24 protein-coding genes are annotated in these 25,852 nt (G+C 71.4%); 8 read left to right on the top strand and 16 right to left on the bottom strand.

Annotated elements, in window-relative coordinates; translation table 11 throughout:
• Window positions 1–6: 6 nt before the first annotated feature.
• Window positions 7–1,845: a glycoside hydrolase family 15 protein gene (locus tag ACFU95_RS31930; RefSeq protein ID WP_383834609.1), complete on the bottom strand. Its 1,839-nt coding sequence runs from the start codon at window positions 1,843–1,845 to the stop codon at window positions 7–9.
• Window positions 1,846–2,054: 209 nt separating this feature from the next.
• Between ACFU95_RS31930 and ACFU95_RS31925 the strand changes: the two genes are divergently transcribed.
• On the top strand, window positions 2,055–2,954 hold the full coding sequence (locus tag ACFU95_RS31925; protein WP_383834606.1) for a YhjD/YihY/BrkB family envelope integrity protein: 900 nt from the start codon (window positions 2,055–2,057) through the stop codon (window positions 2,952–2,954).
• A 76-nt stretch (window positions 2,955–3,030) separates the two neighbouring features.
• Here ACFU95_RS31925 and ACFU95_RS31920 read toward each other — a convergent pair whose 3' ends face one another.
• From ACFU95_RS31920 to ACFU95_RS31910, 3 genes are all read right to left on the bottom strand, one after another.
• Entirely contained in the window at window positions 3,031–4,920 is a 1,890-nt protein-coding gene (locus ACFU95_RS31920; RefSeq protein WP_383834748.1) for a propionyl-CoA synthetase, read from the bottom strand.
• A gap of 149 nt (window positions 4,921–5,069) precedes the next feature.
• Window positions 5,070–6,068: a type I glyceraldehyde-3-phosphate dehydrogenase gene (gene gap / locus ACFU95_RS31915; protein WP_383834603.1), complete on the bottom strand. Its 999-nt coding sequence runs from the start codon at window positions 6,066–6,068 to the stop codon at window positions 5,070–5,072.
• Between the two features lie 118 nt (window positions 6,069–6,186).
• Entirely contained in the window at window positions 6,187–7,143 is a 957-nt protein-coding gene (locus ACFU95_RS31910) for a GlxA family transcriptional regulator (RefSeq protein ID WP_383834600.1), read from the bottom strand.
• A gap of 193 nt (window positions 7,144–7,336) precedes the next feature.
• Here ACFU95_RS31910 and ACFU95_RS31905 point away from each other — a divergent pair, with 193 nt between their 5' ends.
• The 3 genes from ACFU95_RS31905 to ACFU95_RS31895 all read left to right on the top strand — a co-directional run bounded on the left by ACFU95_RS31905 (window position 7,337) and on the right by ACFU95_RS31895 (window position 11,210).
• The gene (locus ACFU95_RS31905) at window positions 7,337–8,344 is read left to right on the top strand and encodes an NADP-dependent oxidoreductase (protein ID WP_383834598.1); all 1,008 of its coding nucleotides are present in this window, start codon (window positions 7,337–7,339) and stop codon (window positions 8,342–8,344) included.
• Between the two features lie 40 nt (window positions 8,345–8,384).
• Complete coding sequence (locus tag ACFU95_RS31900) at window positions 8,385–9,437, top strand: alcohol dehydrogenase catalytic domain-containing protein (protein ID WP_383834595.1); 1,053 nt, start codon at window positions 8,385–8,387, stop codon at window positions 9,435–9,437.
• 534 nt (window positions 9,438–9,971) lie between these two features.
• Window positions 9,972–11,210 carry a choice-of-anchor Q domain-containing protein gene (locus ACFU95_RS31895; RefSeq protein ID WP_383834593.1) on the top strand — a complete coding sequence of 413 codons (1,239 nt, stop codon included), beginning with the start codon at window positions 9,972–9,974 and terminating at the stop codon, window positions 11,208–11,210.
• On the opposite strand, the gene ACFU95_RS31890 is transcribed toward ACFU95_RS31895, so the two are convergent.
• The 3 genes from ACFU95_RS31890 to ACFU95_RS31880 all read right to left on the bottom strand — a co-directional run bounded on the left by ACFU95_RS31890 (window position 11,205) and on the right by ACFU95_RS31880 (window position 14,246).
• Window positions 11,205–11,861 (bottom strand): TetR/AcrR family transcriptional regulator, encoded by a 657-nt coding sequence (locus ACFU95_RS31890; RefSeq protein WP_383834590.1) that lies wholly within the window; start codon window positions 11,859–11,861, stop codon window positions 11,205–11,207. The two genes, ACFU95_RS31895 and ACFU95_RS31890, sit on opposite strands and share 6 nt — an antisense overlap.
• Window positions 11,862–11,924: 63 nt before the next feature.
• Window positions 11,925–12,722: a maleylpyruvate isomerase family mycothiol-dependent enzyme gene (locus ACFU95_RS31885; protein WP_383834587.1), complete on the bottom strand. Its 798-nt coding sequence runs from the start codon at window positions 12,720–12,722 to the stop codon at window positions 11,925–11,927.
• Between the two features lie 30 nt (window positions 12,723–12,752).
• The gene (locus ACFU95_RS31880) at window positions 12,753–14,246 is read right to left on the bottom strand and encodes an MFS transporter (protein WP_383834584.1); all 1,494 of its coding nucleotides are present in this window, start codon (window positions 14,244–14,246) and stop codon (window positions 12,753–12,755) included.
• A gap of 134 nt (window positions 14,247–14,380) precedes the next feature.
• Here ACFU95_RS31880 and ACFU95_RS31875 point away from each other — a divergent pair, with 134 nt between their 5' ends.
• From ACFU95_RS31875 to ACFU95_RS31865, 3 genes are all read left to right on the top strand, one after another.
• Entirely contained in the window at window positions 14,381–14,818 is a 438-nt protein-coding gene (locus ACFU95_RS31875) for a MarR family winged helix-turn-helix transcriptional regulator (protein WP_383834581.1), read from the top strand.
• Window positions 14,819–14,976: 158 nt separating this feature from the next.
• A complete protein-coding gene (locus ACFU95_RS31870) occupies window positions 14,977–15,954 on the top strand; it encodes a helix-turn-helix domain-containing protein (RefSeq protein WP_383834578.1) in 978 nt (325 codons plus the stop codon).
• A gap of 114 nt (window positions 15,955–16,068) precedes the next feature.
• Entirely contained in the window at window positions 16,069–16,527 is a 459-nt protein-coding gene (locus ACFU95_RS31865) for a hypothetical protein (RefSeq protein WP_383834575.1), read from the top strand.
• 52 nt (window positions 16,528–16,579) lie between these two features.
• On the opposite strand, the gene rraA is transcribed toward ACFU95_RS31865, so the two are convergent.
• The 7 genes from rraA to ACFU95_RS31830 all read right to left on the bottom strand — a co-directional run bounded on the left by rraA (window position 16,580) and on the right by ACFU95_RS31830 (window position 22,755).
• A complete protein-coding gene (rraA, locus tag ACFU95_RS31860; protein WP_383834572.1) occupies window positions 16,580–17,071 on the bottom strand; it encodes a ribonuclease E activity regulator RraA in 492 nt (163 codons plus the stop codon).
• Window positions 17,072–17,123: 52 nt separating this feature from the next.
• Window positions 17,124–17,768: a 3-oxo-tetronate 4-phosphate decarboxylase gene (gene otnC / locus ACFU95_RS31855; RefSeq protein ID WP_383834569.1), complete on the bottom strand. Its 645-nt coding sequence runs from the start codon at window positions 17,766–17,768 to the stop codon at window positions 17,124–17,126.
• Complete coding sequence (otnK, locus tag ACFU95_RS31850; protein ID WP_383834566.1) at window positions 17,765–19,039, bottom strand: 3-oxo-tetronate kinase; 1,275 nt, start codon at window positions 19,037–19,039, stop codon at window positions 17,765–17,767. The genes otnC and otnK overlap by 4 nt, the downstream gene beginning before the upstream one ends.
• Window positions 19,040–19,117: 78 nt before the next feature.
• On the bottom strand, window positions 19,118–20,200 hold the full coding sequence (locus ACFU95_RS31845; RefSeq protein ID WP_383834564.1) for an isocitrate/isopropylmalate dehydrogenase family protein: 1,083 nt from the start codon (window positions 20,198–20,200) through the stop codon (window positions 19,118–19,120).
• A 61-nt stretch (window positions 20,201–20,261) separates the two neighbouring features.
• A complete protein-coding gene (locus tag ACFU95_RS31840; protein ID WP_383834561.1) occupies window positions 20,262–21,101 on the bottom strand; it encodes a sugar phosphate isomerase/epimerase family protein in 840 nt (279 codons plus the stop codon).
• The gene (locus ACFU95_RS31835; protein ID WP_383834558.1) at window positions 21,098–21,808 is read right to left on the bottom strand and encodes an aspartate/glutamate racemase family protein; all 711 of its coding nucleotides are present in this window, start codon (window positions 21,806–21,808) and stop codon (window positions 21,098–21,100) included. The genes ACFU95_RS31840 and ACFU95_RS31835 overlap by 4 nt, the downstream gene beginning before the upstream one ends.
• Window positions 21,809–22,041: 233 nt before the next feature.
• Window positions 22,042–22,755: a FadR/GntR family transcriptional regulator gene (locus ACFU95_RS31830; RefSeq protein WP_383834555.1), complete on the bottom strand. Its 714-nt coding sequence runs from the start codon at window positions 22,753–22,755 to the stop codon at window positions 22,042–22,044.
• A 361-nt stretch (window positions 22,756–23,116) separates the two neighbouring features.
• Between ACFU95_RS31830 and ACFU95_RS31825 the strand changes: the two genes are divergently transcribed.
• Complete coding sequence (locus ACFU95_RS31825) at window positions 23,117–24,448, top strand: CitMHS family transporter (RefSeq protein ID WP_383834552.1); 1,332 nt, start codon at window positions 23,117–23,119, stop codon at window positions 24,446–24,448.
• Between the two features lie 144 nt (window positions 24,449–24,592).
• Here ACFU95_RS31825 and ACFU95_RS31820 read toward each other — a convergent pair whose 3' ends face one another.
• Both ACFU95_RS31820 and ACFU95_RS31815 read right to left on the bottom strand, forming a co-directional pair.
• Window positions 24,593–25,204, bottom strand: a complete 612-nt coding sequence (locus tag ACFU95_RS31820) for a hypothetical protein (RefSeq protein ID WP_383834550.1) — start codon at window positions 25,202–25,204, stop codon at window positions 24,593–24,595.
• 37 nt (window positions 25,205–25,241) lie between these two features.
• A complete protein-coding gene (locus ACFU95_RS31815) occupies window positions 25,242–25,778 on the bottom strand; it encodes a hypothetical protein (RefSeq protein ID WP_383834547.1) in 537 nt (178 codons plus the stop codon).
• Between the last annotated feature and the right edge of the window lie 74 nt (window positions 25,779–25,852).

Here is a 25,852-nt window from a genome sequence, read left to right as displayed (position 1 = left end):
CCCGTGTCAGGTCCGGTCGAGAGCCGCGTTCAGGGTGACGGCCGCGTCGATGAGAGCGAGGTGGGTGAAGGCCTGGGGGAAGTTGCCCAGCTGACGGCCCGTCGGGGCGATCTCCTCCGAGTACAGGCCCAGATGGTTGGCGTACCCCATCATCTTCTCGAACACCAGCCGCGCCCTGTCGGTCCGTCCCGCGCGGGCCAGGGCGTCGACGTACATGAAGGTGCACAACGAGAAGGTGCCTTCCGAGCCGAGCAGGCCGTCGGGTGAGGCCTCGGGGTTGTAGCGGTAGACCAGGCTGTCGCTGACCAGTTCCTGTTCCATGCCGCCGAGGGTCGCCTGCCACATCGGGTCCTCGGGGGTGATGAACCCGACCGTGGACATGCGCAGCAGCGAGGAGTCGAGGACATCGCTGCCGTAGTGCTGGACGAAGGCCTGACGTCCCTCGCTCCAGCCCTTGGCCATGACCTGCTCGTAGCAGTCGTCCCGCGCCCTGCGCCAGCGTTCGGCGGCGGCGGGCCTGCCGTTCGATTCGCAGAGCCGCAGGGCGCGGTCGAAGGCCACCCAGGACATGACGCGGCCGTACGTGAAGTCCTGCCGCCCGCCGCGGGTCTCCCACAGGCCCTCCTCCGCCTGGTCCCAGTGGTCGACCAGCCAGTCGAGGTTCGTCAGCAGCGCGTTCCATCCGTGGTGCCCCAACTGGAGGCCGTGCCGGTGTGCGAAGTAGATGCTGTCCAGTGCCTCGCCGTAGATGTCCAGCTGGAGCTGCGTGGCCGCGCCGTTGCCGATGCGCACCGGGGCGGAGCCCGCGTAGCCCGCCCAGTGGTCGAGGGTCTCCTCGGCCAGGTCGGAGGAGCCGTCCACCTTGTACATGATGTTCAGCGGACCTGTGTCGCCATGTCGTCCGGCCCGTTCCCTGACCCGGTCGGCGAGCCACTGGATGAACGCCCTCGCCTCGTCGGTGAAGCCCAGCCCCAGCAGGGCGTACACCGAGAAGGACGCGTCGCGTATCCAGGTGTACCGGTAGTCCCAGTTGCGCTCGCCGCCCAGTTGTTCCGGGAGCGCCGCCGTCGGGGCGGCGACCACGGCTCCGGTGGGCGCGAAGGTCATGAGTTTCAGCGTGATCGCGGAGCGCTCCACGGTTTCGCGCCAGCGACCCGTGTACCGCGACTGGCGCAGCCAGGTACGCCAGAACTGCACGGTCTCGTCGAAGAGTTGCTGGTACTCGGCCAGTCGCAGCTCCCTGGGCGGCCCGTCCGCCGCCCACTCCAGGCACAGCCCGCGCTCCTGGCCCGCCTCCAGCGTCAGCGTGAAATGCAGGGCGTCGCGGCGGTCGGCCAGCACGTCGAGCAACCGCTCGTCGTCCGCTTCACGGATGGGGTGGACCGTGAGTTCGGAGCCGTCCTTCGCGGCGAACACCGCCCCGTGCGTGCTGATGTGCAACCGGTGCGGCTGCCGCCCGTAGTCGAACCGCGGCGCTATCTCCGCCTCGAACGTCATCCTGCCGCGCACGCATCGGACCATGCGCACCAGGCGGTGGCTCTCGGTGACCGTCCTGCCGGTCACCGGCATGAAGTCGATCACCTCTCCGGCGCCCGCTTCGGTCATGAAGCGGGTGACCAGGATCGCCGTGTCGGGGAGGTACAACTGCTTGGTCGCGTAGGCATGGTGTCTCGGCCGGACCGTGCAGTGTCCGCCCTTGTCCTTGTCCAGCAGCGCGCCGAACACGCTGGGCGAATCGAATCTCGGGGCGCAGAGCCAGTCGACGCTGCCGTCGGACGTCACCAGCGCGGCCGTCTGCAGATCGCCGAGGAGGCCGTGGTTCTCGATCAGTGTGTAGTCGTCCATCGGGGCCGCCCTTTCGGTGCGCGATTCACCCGAACGCCCCACGCATCAGACTAAGCCGAGGGCCCGGGATCGGCGCGCGGAGGCCACGCCGTCTCCTGGCAGGTGCGGCGAAGTGCCGCGGCCCGCCGCGTCGCGCACCCTGGACGTGGGAAGGAGCGGCTCGATGGACACGTGCGCAGGGATGCCGTCGGCCGTGGGATCCGGACACCATGCCCGGTAGGCGCGAGGGCGCCGGGAGGCGGCGGGGCCGTATCGGGGAACTGGCTGCCCGGGGGAAGGCCTTCCACGCGCGGGTGGAGGCCCGCTTCCCGGTGGTCACCGGGCTCGTGGACCGCATGGTGTCGGTGAACATCTTCGACTCCGCCACTCGTATCGCCGCGCAGTGCTTCCTGACGGCCGTGCCGTTGCTGTTCGTGGTGGGTGCGTACGCGCCGGCGGCGGTGCGGGACCAGGTCAGCGCGTCGGTCAGCGCCGTCTTCGGTCTCACCGGGCAGGCGAAGGACGAGATGAAGCAGGCGTTCCAGCCCCCTCCCGACGATCTGCGCCAGGCGACCGGCCTGGTGGGCCTGCTCATGGTGCTGCTGTCGGCCACCGCGGTGAGTCGCGCGGTGCAGCGGCTGTGCAGACGGGCCTGGCAACTGCCCCGGACGGGAGCGAAAGTGGCTCCGTGGAGGTGGGTGGCGTGGATCGTCCTGTGGCTCGGCGCACTGGTCGTGCAAGGGCTGCTGCACAACGGGTTCGGTCAAGGGGTGGTGCTGGGGTTTCCGGTCATCCTGGTCATGCAGGTGGCCATGTGGTGGTGGACCCAGCATCTGTTGCTGGCCGGGGTCGTGCGCTGGGCGCCGCTCCTGCCCGGGGCCGTCATCACGGCGATCGCGGTCAGCGGCCTGTCCGTGGCCGCGCACTTCTACATGCCACGGGCGCTCAACCGGGCGCTGGCCGACTACGGTTCCGCGGGGTCGGTCTTCGTCCTGCTGTCCTGGCTGATCATCGTGTGTGTGGCTGTCGCCATCGGTCTCAGCGCGGGCGCGGTGCTGTCCCAGGAGCCCTTTATGAAGCGCCGCTTCGGAACGCCCGAGGCTCCGCCTGACGAGACCGGACACGCGTGAGCGCCCAGCGCGGCAACGCCCCGAGCGGCTTCTCACTCGCCGCCGGGGGCCGGGGCCGGCGTGCCGGGCGGCGCGCTCACACGGTGTGATCGCGGCGGTGCAGGAGCGGGCGCAGGTTCTCGATGACGCTGGGGTCGTCCACCGTCGACGGGATGGGCTCGTCGAGTCCGTCGGCGATACCGCGCATGGTCTTGCGCAAAATCTTTCCCGAGCGCGTCTTGGGCAGGGCGGCCACCACGGCGACCTCCTTGAGGGAGGCGACGGCACCGATGCGTTCGCGTACGAGCCGGACCAGTTCGGCCTCGACCTCCCCCGGGTCGCGGGCGGTGCCCGCCTTCAGGACGACGAAGCCGCGCGGGACCTGTCCCTTGAGGTCGTCCGCGACGCCGATCACGGCGCACTCGGCGACATCGGGGTGAGCGGCCAGGGCCTCTTCCATGCTGCCGGTGGACAGCCGGTGTCCCGCGACGTTGATGACGTCGTCGGTGCGGCCCATGACGTACACGTAGCCGTCCTCGTCGAGGTGCCCGCTGTCCCCGGTGAGGTAGTAGCCGTCGTGGGCGGAGAGGTAGGAGGAGACGAAGCGGGCGTCGTCGTTCCAGAGGGTGGGCAGCGAACCGGGCGGCAGCGGGAGCTTCACGACGATCGCGCCGTCGACGCCGGCCGGCACGGGCTGCCCCGAGAGGTCGAGGACACGGACGTCCCAGCCCGGCAGCGGAAGGGTGGGCGAGCCGGGTTTGACGGGGGCGGCCTCGATGCCGACCGGGTTGGCGACGATCGGCCAGCCGGTCTCCGTCTGCCACCAGTGGTCGATCACCGGGATGTCCAGAAGGGCTCTCGCCCAGTGGTAGGTCTCGGGGTCGAGGCGTTCACCGGCGAGGAAGAGGTAGCGCAGGCGGGAGAGGTCGTGGTCCGCGGTGAGGGCGCCCTTGGGGTCCTCCTTCCTGATGGCGCGGAAGGCGGTGGGCGCCGTGAACATGGTCTTGACGCCGTGCTCGGCGGCGACCCGCCAGAACTGGCCCGCGTCCGGGGTGCCGACCGGCTTGCCCTCGTACAGCACGGTCGTGGCGCCGGCCAGCAGCGGCCCGTAGACGATGTACGAGTGCCCGACGACCCAGCCGACGTCGGACCCGGTGAACATCGTCTCGCCGGGGCCGATGTCGTACACGGCGCCCATCGACCAGTGCAGGGCCACGGCACAGCCGCCGCAGTCGCGGACAACTCCCTTGGGCTTTCCGGTCGTTCCGGACGTGTAGAGGATGTAGAGGGGGTCGGTCGCGGCCACGGGAACGCAGGCAGCCGGTGACGCGTCGGCGACCAGGCCGGCCCAGTCGAGGTCGTCCGGCCCCAACTCGGCCCGTTCCTGCGGCCGTTGCAGGATGATCCGCTTGTGCGGCTTGTGCCCGGCGAGTTCGATCGCGTGGTCCAGCAGCGGCTTGTACGGGATGACACGCTTGCCCTCGATGCCGCAGGAGGCGGAGACGACCACCTTGGGGGTGGCGTCGTCGATACGGACCGCGAGCTCGGGTGGGGCGAAGCCGCCGAAGACGACCGAGTGGACGGCGCCGATACGTGCGCAGGCCAGCATCGCGATGGCGGCCTCGGGCACCATCGGCATATAGATGACCACCCGGTCGCCGTGCCCCACCCCGAGCCCGGCGAGCGCCCCGGCGAAGGCCGCCACCTCGTCCCTGAGCTGGGCGTAGGTGTAGCTCCGCCGGGTGTCGGTCACCGGGGAGTCGTGGACGAGCGCGAGCTGTTCGCCCCGACCGGCTTCGACATGCCGGTCCACCGCGTTGTGGCAGACGTTGAGCCTGCCGTCGGGGAACCAGCGGTGGAAGGGCGCGCGTGAGGAGTCCAGGGCACGCGACGGCGCCACCTCCCAGTCGACGCCTTCCGCCGCCCGCAGCCAGAAGGTCTCCGGGTCTTCGAGGCTGGCCCGAAAGACGTCCTCGTACGTTCCCATCGCGCTCTCCTTGACCAGAGTGGTGGTGACCTGCCTGCCCATGTCACATGTTGATCATGCGGCCGGCCAAGCCGTGTGCGGTCCACTCGACCCTCTCACCCAGGATGGGATGTGCGGGCGCGATGAGCACGTCGCGGGTCCGGCGCCGGTCAGCCGTTCGCGAGCAGTTCCAGCGTGTCGATCACGCGGTGCGAGAAGCCCCACTCGTTGTCGTACCAGGCGACCACCTTGATGTGCCGGCCTTCGACCCGGGTGAGGGCCGAGTCGAAGATCGACGAGGCGGGGTTGCCGGTGATGTCGGACGAGACGAGGGCGTCGTCGGAGTACTCGAGGACGCCTGCCAGCGGACCCTCGGCCGCGGCGCGGTAGGCCGCCAGGACGTCCTCGCGGGTGACGTCCCGCGCGACGGTGGTGTTGAGCTCCACGATCGAGCCCACCGGAACCGGCACGCGGATGGAGTCGCCCGACAGCTTGCCGTCGAGGCCCGGCAGCACGAGGCCGATCGCCTTGGCGGCGCCCGTCGTGGTCGGCACGATGTTGAGCGCGGCGGCGCGGGCCCGGCGGGCGTCGCGGTGCGGGCTGTCCTGGAGGTTCTGCTCCTGCGTGTAGGCGTGCACCGTGGTCATGAATCCGTGCTCGATGCCGGCGAGTTCGTGGAGGACGGCGGCCAGCGGCGCGAGCGCGTTGGTCGTGCAGGAGGCGTTCGAGACGATCGTGTGCAGGGCCGGGTCGTAGGCGTCGGTGTTGACCCCGTAGGCGAGCGTGACGTCGGCGCCGTCGGACGGCGCGCTGACCAGGACCTTCCTGGCGCCCGCGTCGAGGTGGGCGCGGGCGGCCTTGGCGGAGGTGAAGCGGCCGGTCGACTCCAGCACGACGTCGACGCCGAGTTCCGCCCACGGCAGCCGCGCCGGCTCGCGCTCGGCGAGCACCGCGATGCGGCGGCCGTCGACGACGAGGGCGTCGCCGTCCACGGTCACCGGGCGGCCGAGCCGGCCGGCCGTGGAGTCGAAGGCCAGCAGCCGGGCGAGAGCGGCGGGCTCGGTGAGGTCGTTGACGGCGACGACCTCGAGGTCGCTGTCGCGTTCGAGCAGAACGCGCAGCACGTTGCGCCCGATGCGGCCGAATCCGTTGATGGCGATGCGAGTCATGGATGTCCCTCTGATGTCCCTGCGGTTCGTCACCACCAGACTCCTGCGCGGGATCCGGCCCTGGCAGTGGCGAGAGCGCCATGGTTCGCAAGGATCACGCCACGGCTCGCACGGCCGGCTACTCGCCGCGGGTGAAGGTGCGGCGGTACTCGCTCGGGGTGGTGCCGAGGATGCGCTGGAAGTGCGTGCGCAGATTCGCGCCGGTGCCCAGGCCCACGTCGTCCGCGATCTGCTCGACGCTGCGCTGCGACCGTTCGAGCAACTCGCGGGCCAGGTCGATGCGGGCACGCATGACCCACTGCATCGGGGTGTATCCGGTGTCCTCGACGAAGCGCCGCGAGAAGGTGCGCGGCGAGACCGCCGCGTGCTCGGCGAGGGCATCCAGGCTGAGTGGCTCGTCGAGCCGGTGCAGCGCCCACTCCCGGGTGGCCGCGAAGCGTTCGCCGAGCGGCTCGGGCACGCTGCGTGGCACGTACTGCGCCTGCCCACCGCTGCGGTAGGGGGCGGCGACCAGGCGCCGGGCCGCGTGGTTGGAGGCGGCGACGCCGAGGTCACCGCGCAGGATGTGCAGGCACAGGTCGATGCCGGAGGCGGCGCCGGCCGACGTCAGCACGCTGCCCTCGTCGACGAACAGGACGTTCTCGTCGACCCGGATCAGGGGGTGCTTCTCGGCGAGCGCCCGTGTGTAGTGCCAGTGCGTAGTGGCGCGTCTGCCGTCGAGCAGCCCCGTGGCGGCGAGTGCGAAGGCGCCCGTCGAGATGGCGGCGAGGCGTGCGCCCCGGTCGTGGGCGGCGATCAGCGCGTCGACGACGGCCCGCGGTGGATCCTCGCGGTCCGGGAACCGATAGCCGGGCACGAAGACGATGTCGGCCCAGGCGAGCGCGTCGAGGCCGTCGGCGACGTGGTACGCCAGACCGTCCCCGCCGGTCACCGGCCCGGGCGCCGCGCCGCACACCCGCACCTCGTACGGCATGCTCGCGCGCGTCGTGAAGACCTGTGCCGGGATGCCGACATCGAGCGGCTTGGCGCCTTCGAGTACGAGCACGGCGACACGGTGCAGGCGGGAGGGTGACACCGGAACAGGGTACGAGCCGTCGGCGCTGCCACGATCATCCGCAGCGCCTCCGTCGGCCTCGCCGGCCTGTGCTGAACCGCACCCGTGGGCCGCACCTCGGACCGGGCTCCCTCTTGTCTCGAACGACACACCACCCGTACGCTCACCTGCCATACCGACCAGCTGGTATGTAGCGTCGAAGGAGCCGCCGGAGATGAGCAGAATCAACCGACAGGTGCGCCTGGCCGCACGTCCCGTGGGAGAGCCGCGCCCCACCGACTGGGAGCACGCCGAGGAGCCGGCCGGGCAGCCGGGCGACGGGGAGTTCCTGGTGCAGGTGCTCTGCCTGTCGATCGACCCGGCGATGCGCGGCTGGATGAACGCGGGCAGGTCCTACATCCGCCCGGTGGAACTCGGCGAGGTGATGCGGGCCGGCGCGGTGGGAAGGGTGATCGCCTCCCGGCACTCCGGATTCGCGGTCGGCGACCATGTGGCGGGCTCGTTCGGCGTGCAGGAGTACTGCGTGTCGGACGGACGCGACGTGACCAGGGTCGACCCTGCGGCGGCCCCCCTGCCGACGTATCTCGGCACGCTCGGCATGTCGGGTCTGACGGCCTACTTCGGCCTGATCGAGGTCGGGCGCCCCGAGCCCGGGCAGACCGTCGTGGTCTCCGGAGCCGCCGGGGCCGTAGGCAGCGTCGTCGGGCAGATCGCCAAGATCCTGGGCTGCCGGGTCATCGGCATCGCGGGCGGCGAGGCCAAGTGCCGGCTGGTGGTGGACGAGTTCGGGTTCGACGCCGCGATCGACTACCAGAGCGAGGACGTCCGCAAGGCCCTGCGCGAGCACGCCCCCGACGGGGTCGACGTGTACTTCGACAACGTCGGCGGCGACGTCCTGGACGCCGTGCTGCTACGGCTGGCGCGCGGTGCCCGCGTCGTCGTGTGCGGCGCGATCTCCCAGTACAACAGCGCCAAGCCGCAGGGCCCCGCCAACTACCTGTCGCTCCTGGTGAACCGCGCCTCCATGACGGGCATCGTGGTGTTCGACTACGCCGAACGGTACGCCGAGGGCATCGCGCAGATGGCCGCGTGGCGGGCGGAGGGCCGGCTGAAGACGCTGGAGCACGTGGTGTCCGGCTCGGTCGCGGAGTTCCCCGAAACCCTGATGCGGCTGTTCCGTGGTGACAACCACGGCAAGCTGGTGCTGAAGATCGCGGACTGACCGGACCGAAGGAAGGAAGGCGAAGGAAGGCACAGATCCGATGAAGGCACTGACCTACCACGGCCGTCACGACATCCGCTACGGGGACGTCCCCGACCCGGCCGTCAGCAGCCCCACCGACGCGCTGGTGCGGGTGACCGCGGCCGGCATCTGCGGCAGCGACCTGCACATCTACGGCGGCAACCCGTTCAGCCCGGAGCTGGGCTACACACCGGGACACGAGTGCGTCGGCGTGGTCGTCGACACCGGCGGCGAGGTCACCCGTTTCAAACCCGGCGACCGTGTCCTGGTGCCCGCCTCCGCCGGCTGTACGCGGTGCCGGTCGTGCGCGGCCGGGTTCACCGCCCGGTGCGAGCGCGCCAAGTCGAGCACGGAGCTCTGCTACGGGGTGAGCCCGCAGCTTCCGGGCAGCCAGGCCCAGGCGCTGGCGGTGCCCTACGCCGACGTCAATCTGGTGGCCCTGCCCGAGGGCATCTCGGACGAGGCGGCCATCGTCCTGACGGACAACGCCCCCACGGCCTGGTACGGCTGCCGCCGCGCACGTATCCAGCCCGGCGAGACCGTCCTGGTCATCGGCCTCGGCCCGGTCGGCCTCATGGCCGCCCAGTCCGCCTTCGCGATGGGCGCCGCGCGCGTGCTGGGCGCGGACCTGGTCGCGGAGCGCCGCGCCTTCGCCGCCACCCTGGGCGTCGAGCCGGTCGAGGGCGAGGACGCGCGGGCGGCCATAAGGGAGTTGACCGAAGGACGCGGGCCGGACGCCGTGGTGGAGGCCGTGGGCTCGGACGCCACCATCGAGCTGGCCCTCAAGGCCGTCCGACAGGCCGGCCGGGTCAGTGTCATCGGGGTCAGCCAGAGCAAGGCGTTCCCCTTCCACATGGGACTGGCGCAGATCAAGGAACTGGAGTTCGCCATCGGGCTGTGCTCGGTGCACTACGAACTCCCTCCTCTGATCGCCCTCACCCGTGCCGGCCGGATCAAGCCCGAGGTCGTGGTCTCCCACCGCTTCGCCCTCTCCGAAGGTCCGGCGTCGTACGAACTGTTCGCGGGCCGCTCCGACGGCGTCCGCAAGATCCTTCTCGACCCCACACGCTGACACGCCTCGCCAGACCGCCTCATCAGATCCACTGCACGCCGTGCGGACCCGGATGAGGCCCGGTCTGCGCGGGCGGGGGGTGGAGCGGGTCAAGGGGCAGGACTGCGGGCCGCCGTACCGGGGGGCGGGGCTGCGGGCCCCGATGCGGCCTTGCCCGGCCAGCCCTCGCGCGCGGTCGACGCCCGGATGCGAGACTCCGCCGCCAAACGGGCCGCTCGGCCCCGGCGTGACGCCCCGTCACCTCCGCAGGCCGCGATGGCCTCGGCCCGTCGCCGTGGCACACGCCGACGGCACTCAAGGGGCTTGCCCGCCCAGGGCGCGACATCCCCATTCGGCCATTCCCGCGTCCGTCCATGGACACCGGACCGCCTGAATGGAACGCTCGCTACAGACCGCGGGCGATCCCCAGGAGGCACGCCCCCGGCCGCGCCGACGCCGTTTCCCGTACGAGCCGCGCATCGCTCACCAGCACGAAGTCCTCGCCGCAGCCGAGTCCTGGTACGCCCCCACTGCTGACCGAGAGGGGTTCACCGCATGAAGTCCTTGGCCGTCACGGCCGCGACCGCCGCCGTCCTCCTTGCCACCGCGGCACATCCCGTCGCCCTTGCCGCGGCTCCCCCGGCCGCCGACCCCGCGGAGTTCACCGTGGACACCACGTCCGACGCGGTCGACGCCGACGGGGCGGACGGCCGGTGCCTCACCGCCTCGGGCGCGTGCAGTCTGCGCGCCGCGGTGATGGCCGCCAACGCCCGGCCGGGCAGTACGATCACGCTGCCTCCCGGCCGTTACCGGCTGACGATCCCGCCCGACCCGCGGCTGATCATCGGCGACAACCCCGACCCCACCACGGGTGACCTGAACGTCGCCGCCCGGACCACGATCAAGGGCGCGGGCGCACGGACCACCGTCATCGACGCCAACCACCTGGACCGGGCCTTCCGCATGCAGGCGGACAGCAGGCTGTCCGATCTGACGATCACCGGCGGAGTGACCAGGCAACGCGAACTGCCCATCACCGACACCGGTGGCGGCGCGATCGCCAACGGACATCACATGACGCTGCGCCGGGTCACCGTGAGCGGGAACTCCGCCGGGTACGGCGGCGGCATATTCAACGTCCCGGACTCCCACCTCGATCTGATCGACAGCACTGTCAGCGGGAACGTCGCGGGAGAGGCCGGCGGCATCCGGTTCGACGACACCGGCACCGTGACCAACTCGACGATCGCGGACAACCGGGTGACGAACCCCGGCGACCGCCCTGGCAGCCTCGCCGGTTACGGCGGAGGCATCGACGTCCGGGGAAGGGGGCCCGTGGAGATCCTCAACTCGACCATCACCGGGAACCGTTCGAGCGACGGCGGGGGCGGGATCAACTTCGCCCCCGCCTATCTCGACAGTCTGCCCGCCCCGATCCCCGACGTCATCGATCTGCCACTGGGACGCATGACGCTGCGCAACTCCATCATCGCCGGCAACACGGTCGACGGCGCGCCCGCCGACTGCGAGAGGGCCTTCGCCACCATCGCCTCACAGGGCAACAACATGGACGGCGACGGAAGTTGCCGACTCACCGCGGCCGGCGACCTGCCCAGCCGCGCCCCGCTGATCGGACCGCTCGCGGACAACGGCGGCCCCACCGACACCGTCGCGCTGCTGCCGGGCAGCCCCGCCCTGGACGCGGCCGACGACTGCCCGGCCACCGATCAGCGCGGCGTCACGCGCCCTCAGGGCGCCGCCTGCGACATCGGCGCCTACGAGCACTCGTCATGATCCCGGGCCGTCCGGGGAAAGGGCGTCCTCGCCAGGGGCGCCCCGCACCGGGACGCCGTGGTGGCCTGCCAGCGCCAGCAGCGCCACGCGCAGCGGTCCGGTCTCCAGGACAGTGTCCGGCTCGAACCAACGAGCCACCGCGGTTCCGCTCGCCATCCTCAGGGTGAAGCGCGCCAACTCGTCCGCCACCTCGGGGCGGTCACGCAGTGCGAAGACGGAGCTCACCGATTTCCGGGCCCAGTCCAGCAGCGCGTCACGGTAGTGACGGACCTCGGCCGCGGCGGCCGCGCCGGCGTCCTGCTCCACCGTGCCCAGCCCCAACAGCAGCTTCACACCTCGCGGATGGCGCTGGAACGCGTCCTCGACGTCCGTGAGAAAGGTGTCCAGACGCTGTGCGACGTCGGCGCCCGGCACCTCGGCCGGGGGCAGGGCGGCAAGGAGGACGGTCCTGGCGCGCGCCAGGACCGCGACGTAGATCCCGTCCTTGCTGCGGAAGTGCCAGTAGATGGAGCTGACCGGCAGACCGCATGCCGCGGAGATCATCGAGATGGACGTGGCGGCGTAGCCGTGACGCGACATCAGGTCGCCGGCGGTGTCGAGTATCGCGTCACGGGACCGCGCGCCGCGGTCCAGGGCCGGTGCCTCCGTCATGGGGCCGACTCTAGAGGAGGCACAGGCCGCCGGTGCCCCGGACTTCGGGGAACACCCGTCGTCTCAGAAGGCGGAGTTCGCGAACCAGTCGGCCAGCAGCTGCTCGTCCCCCTCGCAGGCGAGGGTGTCCGCCTCATGGGACAGGCGGCCGTAGACCAGCAGGAGCAGGTCGGCCGCGGTTCCCCGGACGGTCGCGTCAGCGGTGTCCGTGGCCGGGTGGGCGGGGTCCGGTCCGAAGCCGTCCGGCCGCAGGCGTACGAGCCAGGCGTCGTCCCCGTCGGTCGTGTGGAAGCGGATGGTCCTGTCGGGGCCGCGCAGGTCGGCCACCCTGGGGGCGAAGAAGGCGGCGTGGGGCAGGTTGACGAGGAACTCGTCGATCCCGTCGACGGCGAGCGGGCGGTCGACGGCGGGCCGCAGGCCGAGCGCGAGCTCGGCGTCGGCCCGGTGCACCAGGGTCTCGAAGAGCATGCGGCGGGCCCAGAAGCGGGCGTGCTGGTCCCCGCCCCACGCCCACATCGGCAGGTCGGGGTCGGTCGCCGCGAACGCGTCCGCGGCCACGGTCGCGCTCTCGGCCAGCCAGTCGGCGTATCCGTCCGCCCGTTCGGGAAGCCGCAGGTCGACCTCCCGCTTGCGCGGGGGTTCCTGGATACGCGCCAGCAGCAGGGTGGAGAACCAGCGTTGGACGCTGCCCGTGTGCTTGACCAGGTCGGCGAGGTTCCAGCCGGGGCAGCCGGGCACCGCGGTGGCCAGGTCGGCGTCCTTGACCGCTGCGACGAACCGGGCGGTCTCCGCCGCGACCGCCGTGCGGTGATCGACCGCTGTGACGACGGCGGTGTGGTCGGCGTGGTCGGACGTGTTCATCGTGACAGGCCTTTCGGAGGAACTGCGGGGTCAGCGGGACGGCTGGCTGAGGGCGGCTGGAGTACGGCTCGTGACCTTCCGCTGGACGGGCGTACGAGGTGCGTGGGCCTGCTTGATCCCGACGAGAGCGACGGCGAGGACCAGGACGAACGCCACGCCGGCGATCGCGAAGCTCAGCGTGAACTGGCTCTCCTGGGGCAGCTGGGGCATGCCGGCCGGGAGCGGAATGGTCTTCGACGCCAGCAACGTGGTGATCACCGCGCTCGCGACGGCGCTGCCGACCGAGCGGGAGATGGAGTTGATGCCGTTGGCGATGCCGGACTGGTGGGCGGGAACGCTCGCGACGATGAGCGCGGGCATGGCCGCGTATCCGAAGCTGATCGCCAGACCGATGACCATGCCCGCGCCGATCACCGAAGCGGTCGTGCCGTGCGCCACGGTCAGCCACATGAAGCCGGCCACCCCGAAGCAGGCACCGGCGGCCAGGGTTACGCGCGCGCCGAGCCGGCGCACCAGTACGCCGCCGAACTGTGAACCCACGAGCGAGACGAGGGTGGTCGGGAGCAGATAGACGACGGACGCGCCGAGCACGGAGGCTCCGAAGCCGTAGCCCGCGATGCCCTCCGGTATCTGGACGAGATAGGAGACGCCGATGAACTGGGCGAACATCGCGAAACCCAGGAACAGCCCGGCCAGGTTGGTGAACAGTACGGGCCGGTGGGCGAACATCTTCATGTCCACCATCGGTTCCTGGACGCGGCGCTCGACGGCGACCCACACCGCCGCCATGACGACGGCCCCGGCGAAGGAGCCGAGCGTGCGCCCGGATGTCCATCCCCACTCGTGTCCCTGTGAGACAGGCAGGAGCAGCAGTACCAGCAGCGCTCCCAGCGTGACCGCGCCCAGCCAGTCCGTCCGCCCTCCCGTCGTCGCCCGGGAGGCGGGCACCACGCACCACACACCCGCGAGCGCCGCCACGGCGAGCACCACCGCGAGCCAGAAGACCCGGTGGTAGTCGGGGTCCGAGCCCTGGGTGAGGAGCCCCGCACCGACCAGCGCGAGCCCGCTGCCGAACGCGAGCGTGCCACTGACCAGGGCCATGGCACCGGGCAGCTTCTCCGGCTTGATCTCCTCGCGCAGGATGGAGAGGGCGAGCGGAAAGATCGCGGTCGCCGCTCCCTGCATCACCCGGCCGACGATCAGCCAGGTCAGCGAGGTGGTCGTGGCGGCGAGCACCGATCCCGCGATCATCACGAGCAGAACGCCGACGAGGGTGCGCTTCTTGCCGTGCTGGTCGCCGAAGCGGCCGAGCAGCGGGGTGAAGACGGCGGCCGACAGAAGCGTGGCGGTGGTCACCCAGCTGACGTTCGCCGTGGTGGCCTGGAGGTCGTCCGCGATGATCCCAAGGATCGGGACGACCAGCGTCTGCATCATCGAGACGACCATCGCGGCAAGGCCGAGCACCAGGACGACCGCGGTGTCCGCCGGTTGCCGTCGCTCCGCCGTGTGCTGTGCGTGGGACACGGAAATCTCTTCCCTGGGACGAGTCCTCGACGAACTACTTGAGAACGTCGAAGCTTGAGAACTTCAAGCAATAAGCCGAGACGGTAGCCATCGATATTTGAGATGGTCAAGTTTCCGGGCGTAGGGTGACGCACATGACAGCACTCCCCCGCGTCGAGTCCGCCCAGCTCATGGAGCTGCTCTCGGTGTCGCTGGCCGCCTACTACGGCGACTTCACGGTCGCCGCCGCGAGCGAGAACCTCACGGCCAGCCAGGGCAAGACGCTCAACGTGCTGCGCCGGGGACCCGCCTCCATGAGCATGCTGGCCACCACGCTGACCTGCGACGCCTCCAACATGACCGGCATCGTCGACCGGCTGGAGAAGCGCGGCCTGGTGCACCGCGAGCCCAGCGCCTTGGACCGGCGCGTGAAGAACGTCCTCCTCACCCCGGAGGGCGAGCAGGTCATCGACGCGATCCGCGCGAAGATGCACCGCACGCTCGCCGGCCTGGACAGGCTCGACGAGCGGGAGCGGGAGACGCTGTACGCCCTGCTGGAGCGCGTCTTCACCGCGCGGCCCGCCACGGCCTGACTCCACCGCGCCGGACTGCCGCAGCCGGCTGTTCCTCCTCACCCGGGTCGGCGCGGCGCGACTGGGCAGGCTCCTCGCTGATGCCCTCCTGCCAGGTCCGTGTCAGGCCGCAGGAGGCACGCGGTTCGAGGACCCATGGAGCTGCCGAGGAGGGAGCCATGCTGACCGAGAGGGTGTTCCGCAGTGCGGAGCTGCCGCCGGGCGACCGGTTCGACTGCTGGCGGGAACTGGTCGGACGCACGCACGCCCCACTGGAGTTGCGCAGTGACCACCGGGCGGGTTTCCGGGCTTCGCAGCGTGTACTGGACCTCGGCGCGGTGTCCGTGTGGCCGACGACGTTCCAGCCGGTGTGCTTCCGGCGGACACCGAAACTGATCCGGCAGTCCGATCCGGAGGGCCTGCACCTCTCTCTGCCGTTGAGCGGGGCGTTGCGTGCCGTTCGAAGCGAGGGGGAGCAAGTGTACGGCCCGGACAGTCTGTGCGTCGTCGACACCTCGCGGCCCGTCGACGTCCACGCGGGCGACGACGCGAACCTGCACGCGGGAGTCGGAGTGGAGGTCCCCAAGGCGCTGTTGTCGCTCCCCCGCAACCGGCTCGACCAGGTCGCCGGGCTGCGGCTGACGACGCGGGACGGATACGGCGCCCTGCTGGCAGGGCTGCTCACCCAGCTCTCGCAGGACACCCATGCCTACGAGCCGGACGACGGCCCCCGGCTCGGGACCGTGGTGATCGACCTGCTGTCCGCGCTGTTCGCCCAGGCGCTGGACACCGGCGACTCGCTCCCACCGGAATCCCACCGGCAGAACCTCGTCCTGCGCATCCGCGCCTTTGTCCGGCAGCACCTGCACGACCCGCGGCTGAGCCCGCGCGCCATCGCCGCCGAACACCACATCTCACGCAGTTACCTGTACCGCCTCTTCCAGGACGAGGAGGAGACGGTCGCGGCCTGGATCCGCCGCCAGCGACTGGAACACGCCCGCCGTGACCTCGCGGAGCCCACCCTGCGATCCACCCCGGTCCACGCCGTCGCGACCCGCTGGGGCTTCACCCACGCCGCCGAATTCACCCGTGCCTTCCGTACGGCCTACGGCATGTCGCCCACGGACTACCGAGCCGTGGCCGGCCCCCGTCGCTGACGCCGTCACGCAGGAGTGGACGCATCCCCAAGAGGTGTGGACTCCCTGCCAAGGACACCCCGGAGGGCGCCCGGCAGGGTGGAGGAAACGACGCCGAGCAACGGGGAGTTGACGATGAGGAAGACGATGAACCACACCCGCGGGACGCTGGTGGCACTCGCCGCGACCGGAGCCGCCGCGGCCCTTCTGACAGGCCCGGCGGCACCCGGCGCCGCGGCCGCGGGCGGCTACGGCTGCTCCGTACTCACGGGCGTCCGCTGGGCCGGGAACGGCAGCGCGACATGGACCTGGGTCGGCCGCAACACCGTCAACCCGGTCACGTTCACCGTCACCGACACCAGGGCGGACCGGCACGCGGTCGGTGCCCGTCTGGTGACCGTGCGCCGCGACGACTCGACCCACTACTGGCCGTGGAAGGTGAACGCCTCGGGCAACGGCAAGACCAACGAGTTCGGCACCCATGCCACCGACTCCGGCGGCATCAAGGGCGCCCGGATCCAGGTGGCCGTCCTGGAGGGCGGTTCGGTCGTGGGCTCGTGCGACACGCCTTACACCAGGAACCCGCGTTCCTGATCCCGTGCCTCTACGGCGATGAGGCCGGCGACGACCAGCACGCCCAGGACCGTCAGGTGTGCTCGGGGAGGAGTGCGATGCCGTCGTCGTCGGCGTGCAGGATGTCGCCGGGGCGGAAGGTGACGCCGCCGAAGGTGACGGGCACGTCGACGGCTCCCGCACCGTCCTTGGCGCTCTTGCGGGGGATGGTGCCCAGCGCCTTGATGCCGAGCCGTAGCCCGGCGAGGGCGACGCTGTCGCGGACGGCGCCGTGCAGGACGAGGCCGGCCCAGCCGTTGTCCTGGGCGGCGCCGGCGATGAGGTCACCGACCAGGGCGGTGCGCAGGGAGCCGCCTCCGTCGACGACGAGGACATGGCCGTCTCCGGGGGTGTGCACCAGGTCCCGCAGCAGGCCGTTGTCCTCGTGGCAGGAGACGGTCCGCACGGGTCCGGCGAAGCCGCGATGACCACCGAACTGGCCGAACTGGAGGTCACAGACGCGGAGTTCGCTGCCGTACCGGTCGACGAGGTCGGCGGTGGGGACGGGGGTGAGGGGGTGTGGCATGGGGGATCTCCTTCGCTCAGGGGGGCTGCCGCGCCCCATTGTCATCCGGCCGTCAGGGGGATGGGGGTGCGAGCGCGGCAGCCTGCTCGGGGGTGAGGGGACGGGTGCTGTGCCCTCGCAGGAGGAGGTGGAGTCTGGCCGTCTCCTCCAGTTCCTCGATCGCGTCGGCGGCCGCTTCCAGGCTCGCGCCGGCGACGACGGGGCCGTGGTTGGCGAGGAGGAGGGCGTGGTGGGTGCGGGCGGTGTGCTCGGCGAGCGGCTCCAGGCGACTGTCGCCGGGGGCGTGGTACGGCAGCAGTGGCAGGGTGCCGACGCGCATGGCGTAGTACGCGGTGAGCGGGGGAAGGGCATCGGCCGGGTCGACGCCGTCGAGGCAGGAGACGGCCACGGCGTGGGTGGAGTGCAGGTGCACGACAGCGTGGGCACTCGGTCGGGCCCGGTAGAAGGCGGCGTGCAGGAACGCCTCCTTGGTGGGCCGGGGGCCGTCGAGATGCCGGCCGTTCGGGTCGGTGCGCGACAGCTCCGGTTCCTCCACGGTCCCGAGGCTGGAACCGGTGGGGGTGAGCAGGAGGGCGCCGTCGGCCAGCCGGACGGACAGGTTGCCCGTGGAGCCGTGGGTCAGACCCCGGGTGAACAGGGAGCGGGCGGTGCGCACGATCAGTGCGCGGGCCGTCGCCTCGTCGGCACAGGCGCTCACCCGGCCTCCCGCGTCGTGGTGGGGAGGGCGCGGGTGAACAGGTCGGGGGCGCCGAAGTTGCCGGACTTGAGCATGAGGGCGAGGTCGCCGTGCTCGGTGCTCGCGTACGTCCAGGGCACGCCGGGGTCGGTCTCCTCGCCGACGAGGACGGCTCGGACCCCGAGGGCGGTGGTGACGGCGCCGGAGGTCTCCCCGCCCGCGACGAGCAGTCGGCGTACGCCGCGTTCGACGAGGTGCGAGGCCAGGGTGCCGAGCAGTCCCTCGACCTGTGCGGCGGCCTCGGCGACACCCAACTGGGCCTGTACCGCGGCGAGTTCCTCCGGGGAGGCGGAGGCATGGATGAGGACGGGCCGGTCGGGGTCCTGCTGGTCGTACCAGGCCAGCGCCTCGCCGGTGACGTCACGTCCGCCGGCGGCGGCCAGCACGTCGAGGTGGCGGGAGGGCAGGCCGGCGGCGTAGAACTGGGCGATCTGTTCCAGGGTGCGGGCCGAGCAGCTGCCGGCCAGGACGGCGGCCCGTCCCTCGCGCGGCGGTGGCTCGGTCGCGGCCGGTCCGGCGGCGGGGTGGGCGTGTCCGAGTCCTTCGGCGAGACCCGCGGCCCCGGCGACGACGGGCAGTTCGAGCGCGGCGGCTCCCAGGACGGCGAGGTCGTCGTCGGTCAGGGCGTCGGCGATGACGTGCCGGACACCGGCTCGCTGGTGGACCAGGACGGCGTCGCGGACGGCCTCGGCCCCGCGGCGCACGGTGGCCCAGTCGATCAGGGCCACCTGGTGGCGGGTCTGCGCGGACAGCAGACGTACCAGGGCGGAGTCCGTCATCGGGTTGAGCGGGTGGTGGCGCAGTGGCGAGTCGGACAGCAGCTGGTCGTGGACGAACAGATGCCCCTGGTAGACGGTGCGGCCGTTGGGCGGGGAGGCCGGGCAGTGCAGGGTGACGACGGCACCCGCGGCGTCCATGAGGGCGTCGGTGACCGGTCCGATGTTGCCCTGCGCGGTGGAGTCGAAGGTGGAGCAGTACTTGAAGTAGACCTGCGTCGCGCCCTTCGACCACAGCCAGCGCTGGGCCGCGAGGGAGTCGGCCACTGCCTCCCCGGCAGGCGTGGAGCGGGATTTCAGGGCGACCACGGCGGCGTCGCAGTCCGCGGGGAGCGCGGAGGCGTCGTCCGGGGTGCCGAAGACCAGGGCGGTGCGCAGTCCCGCGCGCCGGAATGCGGCGGCGACATCGGTGCCGCCGGTGAAGTCGTCGGCTATGCAGCCGATGCGCAGGGTCATGGTCGGGGGTCTCTCCTCGGGCTGGCGCAGCTGGGGGCTGGGGCGGGCGGGGTCGGGGGCCCGCCCCGGAGCGGTGGGTCAGTTCCGGCCGGCGCCGATGGCCTCGATGACGGCGGCGGTGAACTCGGTGGTGGTGGCGCAACCGCCCAGATCGCGGGTGGAGATGCCGGCGGCGATGGCGTCGGCCACACCCTTCTCGATGGTCTTCGCGACGGTGGCCGGCTTCTCGTCACCGTGCTTGGCGGCGAGCCACTCGAACAGCATCGCGCCGGAGAGGATCATGGCGACGGGGTTGGCGATGTTCTGCCCGGCGATGTCGGGGGCGGAGCCGTGCGAGGCCTGGGCCATGGCGGTGGTGGCGGAGGAGTTGATGGACGGGGCGGTGCCCAGTGAGCCGGAGATCTCTCCGGCCAGGTCGGAGAGGATGTCGCCGAACATGTTCTCGGTGACGATGACGTCGAAGTCCTGGGCGCGGCGCACCAGGTGGACGGTCATGGCGTCGATGTGGAAGTCGTCCACGGTCACGTCCGGGTAGTCCTGGGCGACTTCCTGGCACACGGTGCGGAACAGGCCGGTGGTGAGCTTGAGGACGTTGGCCTTGTGGACGATGGTGAGCTTCCTGCGGCGCGAGCGGGCGAGGTCGAAGGCGACGCGGGCGACGCGCTCGGTGGCCTCCCGGGTGATGATGCCCAGCATGATCGCGGTGTTCTCGGTGGGCATGAACTCGCCGGTGCCGGCGAAGGTGTTGCGGTCGGCGTAGAAGCCCTCGGTGTTCTCGCGGACGATGACGAGGTCGGCGTTGCCGCAGACGGCCTTGGCACCGGGGAAGCTCTTGGCGGGGCGGATGTTGGCGAACAGCTGGAAGTGCTTGCGCAGCGTGCCCGAGGGGTTGAGCGCGGACTTGTGCGGCTCGGGGTAACTGACCGAGTCGTGCGGGCCGAGGTACCAGCCGTCCAGGGCCGCCAGGGCGTCCTTGGTCTCCTCGGGCACCGGGGTGTCGTGCGTGTCGATGGCGGAGGCACCGAGCGGCAGGGTCACCCAGTCGACCTGGACACCGGCGGCCCGCGCGGCGGCGGTGGCGATCTCCACGGAGGACGGGACGATCTCGGGACCGATGCCGTCGCCCGCAAGGACGCCGAGACGGTAGGTGGTGGTGCTCATGATGCGGGTTCCTCTTTCGGTCGGTTGCTCTTCGCGACAGGAGGGCGGAGCGGGCGGGGAGTCAGGTGGTCAGGGTCGCGGCCGCGTCGTCAAGCGCGGTCCAGGAGCGGGCCGCGGCCTTGTGGCTGTGCCCGTCCTGGGTGTGTTCCAGCGTCAGCCAGCCGGAGAAGCCTGCTGAGCGCAGCGCCTTCAGCAGGGCCGGCAGCCTGGGATCGCCGACGGTCAGCGGGCCTCGGGTGGCGGGCGCCGCGAGTTGCAGACAGCCGGTGGCAGGGGCGTGCCGGGTGACGGCTCGCACCGGGTCGACGCCTTCCGCGTCGAGGTGATGGGTGTCCAGCACCAGCCCGGCCGGAACGTCGAGTGCGTCGATGAAGGCGGAGGTCTCCTCGGGGGTGTGCCACAACGACGTGGTGGCACACGACTGCGGCTCCAGCAGCAGCCGGCTGCCGTGTGTGTGCGCCGCCTCGGCCAGTCGCTCCACGGCGCGTTCGGCCCACAGGCGCTGGATGTCCCGCAGCCCGGGCAGAAAGGTGCCGCGCGTCTGGCCGAGGGTGACCGGCACACCCAGTTCGGCGGCGAGGCGGGCCGCGCCCAGCAGCCGGGACAGGGCGTGACGGCGTACGTCCGCCGACGGGTCGGTCAGCGTCAGCCGGTCCTGGGCAGCGACCGGCCCGGTGCCGATGCCGAGGACCCTGAGGCAGGCGGCGTCGACGGTGCGTGCCAGCCGTTCGGCATCGTGTGGGCCGGCCCGGCGGACCTGCACCTCCACGCCGTCGTAACCGAGTTCGGCCAGGTGGCCGACCGCTTCGGCGAGGGGCGCGGCGAAGCCGAGCGGCATGGGCGTGGCGCAGTCGTCGCCGGAGACGGGGTAGGCCAGGGGCCAGGGCAGCCGGGGTGTCATCGCGCGACCGCGGCGGGAGTGGCCGCTCGCCCCTCGCCGGGGACGAGCAGTCCGCGCAGCTCACGGGCGGCGGCGCCGGCCCCGTCCAGCACGGGAAGGTTCAGCAGGGCGGCCAGCGCCTCGCGGGCCGGGGTCAGCGAGTACTGCGCCAGCAGCACGACGTCGGCGTCGGCGCCCCCGGCGGCGTGCAGCGCGTCGGCCAGGTGACGGGCGGCCGCCTCGGCGTCGTCGGTGACGGCCGCCTCCTCGCTCAGGGCGGTCACGATCTCCACCGGGCGGTCCGGGCGGAGCGCCGGGAGGAGCGCCTTGAGCTGGGCGACGGCGGCCGGCACGGCCGGCGCGGTGGAGGCGACGAGGGCGACGCGCCGGTACGGACCGGCCAGGGCGGCCGTGAACATCGCCTCGTCGGACTTCAGGACGGGTACGTCCCACAGCGCGCGGGCGGTGTCCACCACCTCCCCGTAGGAGGAGCAGGTGAGCAGCAGGCCCCGGGCGCCGCCGTCCATCACGTGTGCGATCAGCCGCAGCATGCGTCGGCGCAGTGCGTCGGTGAGCCCGCCGGCGGCGCGGGCGTCGTCCAGCAGCCGGTCGTCCAGCACGTTCCAGACGGTGGCCTGCGGGAACTCCCGAGCGAACGCCTCCCGGGCGATGCGGGCACCGGTCGGCACGGCGTGGATCATGGCAACCAGGGGTGGGGATTCGATCACCGGGATTTCCTCTTCCGGTAGGCGGGGACCGGCACGGGTCCCGACCGCGGGCGTGCTCCGTTCGGCACGGGAACGCCGTACGACACCGGGACAGGGGCCCGGGACGGGGGACGGCGGCAAGCGATGTCGCTGCCGCGCCGCCACTGTAGGCCCAACCGGTAAACCGGTCAACCGGTTGAGATCGCGGGGCGCCCGGGACACCGGGAGCCACCCGGCAGCCCCGTGGCCCCCGGCTACCCCTCGCGCTGTTCGAGAGCCTCCATCAGACGGCGGGAGGCGCCGTCCATGTGCCGGGCCATCGCCGCGCGGGCCGCCGGCGCATCCCCCTGCGCGACCGCCTCGAAGATCGGCACGTGGTCGGCGTACGCCACCTCGCGGGAGCGAACGGCACCGGTGCGCTCCACCCAGCCCCGCTGGATCATCGCCCGCATGCCCTTGAGCATGTCCCGCAGCACCGCGTTGCCGGCCAGCTCCCCCAGGGCGGCATGGAAGGCGGTGTCCGCCTCGGGGAACTCCTCGTCCGGACACTCACGCATCGCCGTGAGCCGGGCACGCAGCAGCTCCACTCCTGCCTCGTCGCGCTCCTGTGCGGCCAGTCCGGCGACGACCACCTCCAGCTCCGCACGGGCCTGCACCATGTCCCGCGCACCCCGCTCGCCGAGGACCAGGCCGAGCTCGAACAGCCGGTACAGCACATCGGAGTCGGCGCCGCGGAAGTAGGTCCCGCTGGACTGCCGGATCTCCAGCAGGCCGAGGAACCCGAGCGACTTGATCGCCTCCCGCACGGTGGGCCGGTTCACCCCGAGCATCTCGGTCAGCTGCCGCTCCGACGGGATCCGGTCACCGGGCTGCACCTCGCCTGACATCAGGTAGTCGATCAGTCGGCGGGACACCTCGGCGGCCAGCGGTTCCCGCGGCGAGACCGTGATCCTGGCGAGTTCGGCCATCGAAATCCTCACTTCGGTATTGACGGGATGGCCGGATTCTAGTTACCTACCGGCAATCCGGTAAACCGGTTGTCCGGAGCACCGGTGGGTCGCCCCATGCCTCGTCCCGTCAGCCGCCCGCCACCGGATGCCCAGCCATGCCGGGCGCACCCCTGACCCTCACCGGGCCGATGCCCGTCACGACCGTGCGCCCCGAAACGCAGCTCAGGAGCCGCACGTACCATGACCGACCCCACGCACCAGCCGAGTACGGCATCGCGTGCGCGACCGGTCGCCTCCTGACCCGGCACGCACTGATCCGCGCACCGTCTTGCGCCGTCGGCCGACCGACGGCACCTCCGCCCCGCACCAAGGAGCAACGATGCTCGCCGTCCTCGGCTTCGCCACACTGGGCAGCTTCATGCTGCTCGTCATGCGGAAGCACCTCTCCGCCTTCACCGCCATCATGCTCACCCCGATCGCCGCCGCCCTGACAGCGGGCAAGGGCACCAAGCTCGGCGACATGATCATGAACGGCCTCGACACGGTCGCACCCACCGCGGCGCTGCTGTTGTTCGCCGTCCTCTACTTCGGCCTGATGATGGAGGTCAAGCTCTTCGAGCCGGTCTGCCAGGCCATCATCCGCGCCACCAAGGGCGACCCGGTCCGCATCTGTGTCGGTACCGCCGTGCTGTCCCTGTGCGTCGCGCTGGACGGTGACGGCACCACCAGCTACATGATCGTCTGTTCGGCGTTCCTGCCCATCTACCGCCGCCTGGGCATGAACCCGCTCATCCTCGCCACCCTCGCCGCGATGGCGCTGGGCACCATCTCCGGCACCACGCCCTGGGGCGGAGCCGCCACCCGCGGCATCAGCGTCCTGCACCTGAGCGCCACCGAGTACTTCGTCCACATGATCGGCCCCATGGCGCTGACCGGCCTGGCCATCATCGCCGTCGCCTACTGGCTCGGTCTGCGCGAACGCGGCAAGCTCGACCCCGAGAAGCTGAACGCCTACCAGCTGGAGATCGCTTCCGGCGAGGCGTTCGAGCCGGTCAGGGCGGACTGGCGTATGTGGTTCAACGCCGCCCTCACCGTGCTGCTCATGGTGCTCCTGATCCTGGAGGCCGCCGACCTGCTGGTGCTGTTCATGGTCGCGTTCGTCATCGCCCTGCTGGTCAACATCCGCGCCATCGGCGACCAGCAGGACCTCATCAAGCGCCAGGCCGCCAACGCCGTACCCGTCATGATCCTGGTCCTGGCCGCCGGCGTCTTCACCGGGATCATGACCGACTCCGGCATGATCAAGGCCATGGCCGACGCCGCCCTCGCCGTCGTCCCCGAGGGCTGGGGCAACGTGATCCCGCTGTTCACCGCGGTCCTCGCCCTGCCGCTCGGCTTCTTCATGTCGAACGACGCCTACTGGTTCGGTGTGGTACCCGTCCTGGCCGAATCCGCCGCCCTCCCCCACTCTCGACTTCGCTCGAGCGGGGGGACCCCCATCGGCATCGACGCCAACGAGATCGCCCGCGCGGGCGCCATCGGCCAGATCCTCCACATGATGGGCCCCACCTCGGCCCCCCTCTGGGTCCTCCTCGGACTGGTCAAGGCCGAACTGGGCGACTTCCAGAGGCACGCCCTGCGCTGGGGCGTCCTGGTCTCCGCCGCCTACATCGTCTTCGCCGTCATCACCGGCGCCATCAGCGTCACCTGATCCGCCGGGCCCTGTCCCGCACGCCCGCAGCGGACACCCGCTCGACGGCGAGGGCGACCGTGGTCGTCGGCCTCGCCGCGACGCGTAGCGGCCGGACGAGCGTCCGGGGCCGACAGCTCCAGATCCGCCGGCCGCTTCCGGGCCTCAGCTCGCGTCGGTGCCCCTGGCTGTGACGGTGATCCGCGCGTAGTCGTACCCACCAGGCTCAGGCGAGGGGTTGTAGGTGGCCGTGAACGTTCGCCGTACGTCGCCGAAGCGGTCGCAGTACGTCACCTCGGACGGGCCGGTGCGCTTCGGCTCGGCGGTGATGCCGTACGTGCGGAGGAAGTCCTCGACGCTCGAGTCCTGACTGTCACCCACCTCGTACCGGAGCACAGCGGTGCCGTCCTTCTCCACCTCGGCGTACGTCGGTACGTAGTAGCGCCCCGCGGACGCATGCTGATCGTGGTGCATCCCCGCCCTGCGCTCCACCGCCTCCTCGGGGCCGTCACCGGCCGGCGTGAGCAGGGCTGCGGCCGCCCAGACGATCGCGCCGAGCGTCCACACCGAGCACAGGGCGAGGAACCACACCAGCCACCTGGGCCGGCGCGGCCTCGTGAGGACCGCCGCGGTCCAGCCCTGCCGGCCGGTCTGCTGGACGAATTTCACGGGCTTCCCGGTGCGCTCGTACTCGGCGAGGGCCTGCGCCTCCCCGTTGGGAGCGTACGCGGCGAGCCGGGCTGCCACGTCGCGATTCGCGTCCGGGAGGCCGCCCATCAGCCTCCCCGGGCGACGACCGTCCGATGCGCGCCGGTCAGGGCAGCGTCCAGAACTGGACCGTGACGAGGTAGAAGACGGCAGCCCAGAAGGTCATCGCCACCACGACGACACCGAGGCCGCGGAGTCTGTTCCTCGTCGCCGGTTCGTCCGGCGGTGGCCGCAGCCATCGCCCGAGCAGCGGGTTCACGTAGTAGGGCATGGTCAGGAAGCTCATGATGAAACTCGACAGCAGATTGCCCACGAGCAGGCCGATCCAGAGCGGCATGTGCAGCGGGAACAGAGCGAGCGTCAGCAGCACGACGGTCGGGTACAGGCCGACCCAGACCGCGAGGGAGGTCCTGGTCTCGGAGGGCGGCGGCGCCGCCTCCTTGCCGTTGCCCTCGAAGGCGAACCAACTGCCGAACGAGTTGTCGATGGTGTGCAGTTTGAAGTCGCTGAACTTCTCGCCCTCGGCCAGGATCCTCTGCCGCTCGGGCGACGTCAGCCAGGCGTCGAGGTGCTCGGCGCTGTCGTAGCGGTACAGCGTGGTCCATTCCTCCTGGAGCCCCGCGAGCCCCGCGAGTTCACGCAAACTGAAGGGTTCTCGGCGGGAACTCAAGGGTCCGTCGTCGTGCTATGCGGAGTTGCTTCCGTGGGTTCGAGGCC

This window comes from Streptomyces sp. NPDC057623 (genome assembly GCF_042800355.1).
Classification (GTDB): Bacteria; Actinomycetota; Actinomycetes; order Streptomycetales; family Streptomycetaceae; genus Streptomyces.
Note: the sequence above shows the minus strand (reverse complement) of the source record. Positions and strands in the feature narration are given on the sequence as shown.